This window comes from Oleiphilus sp. HI0086, assembly GCF_001635225.1.
The window spans coordinates 1-1181 of sequence record NZ_LWFZ01001206.1 but is presented as its reverse complement, the minus strand read 5'-3'; the positions used below and the strand labels follow the sequence as shown (position 1 = coordinate 1181).

1 protein-coding gene and 1 pseudogene are annotated in these 1181 nt (G+C 45.8%); both read right to left on the bottom strand.

Annotated features, from left to right (window positions below; genetic code table 11):
• Positions 1-62: 62 nt before the first annotated feature.
• On the bottom strand, positions 63-566 hold the full coding sequence (gene folK / locus A3756_RS21175) for a 2-amino-4-hydroxy-6-hydroxymethyldihydropteridine diphosphokinase (protein ID WP_068510005.1): 504 nt from the start codon (positions 564-566) through the stop codon (positions 63-65).
• Between the two features lie 52 nt (positions 567-618).
• Positions 619-1181: pseudogene (locus A3756_RS21170) on the bottom strand (polynucleotide adenylyltransferase PcnB); the annotation flags it as partial.

Sequence of the window (1181 nt, the reverse complement as noted above, 5' to 3'; positions counted from 1 at the left end):
ACTACTGATAATCTATGACAGAGCTTAGCTTGTGCGTAGATTAGCTACTTGTTTCGCGAGACTCAAGTCGGAGTGCCATCTAAACGAAGTAAATTATGCTCGCTGCACGAAGAAAGATGTTGTTCTAGGGTCGATGTATCGGGAAGCGTCCAAGCAGGCGCAATTTCGATTGCTGGTACCAGCACAAAGTCTCGTTCCAGCGCATAAGGGTGAGGAATGCGTAAGTCAGGGTCGTCGCTTGATAGCGTTTCATCGTTATAGAATAGAATATCCAGGTCGATGATTCGCTCCCCCCAATGCCGAGTCTTTATACGCCCGAATTCGGCTTCAAGTGTTTGAGTACACTTTAACAAAGCGAGTGGTTCCAGAGCGGTTTCAAGCCAGATGACTGCATTGACGAAGTCATCTTGATCCTGAGGCCCTTGAGGGCAGCTACTGTATAGTGATGATGATGACATTAGCTTTAGTTCAGGATGCCGGGATAGGGCTTCTATCGCCTTTATTACTTGAAGACGAGGACTTTCCAGGTTGCTACCAATACCGATGAGTACTTGATTTAGTTTCATGACTAGCTTTTTCTTCTCGCCGAACAGTTCCTGCTGACTTATACCTGCAGCATTATGATCGCTTTGGACGTCGTGATTGTCGGGTCTTTCGGCGGTCAGCACCAGGTGTCTCACGCTTTTTTCGATGATTAGCTTTGTTATAAACAGCAGAAGGGTGCTTGATTTGGAATTCAGTCCACCACTTAGCGAGTTCGCCGACAGGTTCACCAGCTTGCTCCCGTAACAACAAAAAGTCATAGGCAGCCCTGAATCGTTGCTGTTCAGCGAGGTGGAAAGGCCGCTTGCCGTGAGTCTTAGTGAGTCTGATTTGGTATTCCCATATTTCCTTCATCATTAAGGTGAAGCGCTTGGGTATAGATATATGAGGTAGTTGGCTTTGAAGTGTAAGTTGCCCTGCTTGTTGTAATGCAGGAAATTCGGGAACGCCTTCTTCAATAAGTTGTGACCACAGTCTATCGACTTCAGGCCATAGAAGAGTTGCATACAGAAATGCTGGTGTGACGGGTTTTTCTTGATGAATTCGTTGATCAGTATTTGTTAAGCCTGCCTCGAGCATTTTCTTATAGATAGCACTCTTATCACTGTTTTCCAAGGTATGAGCAATAGCTGGGAACA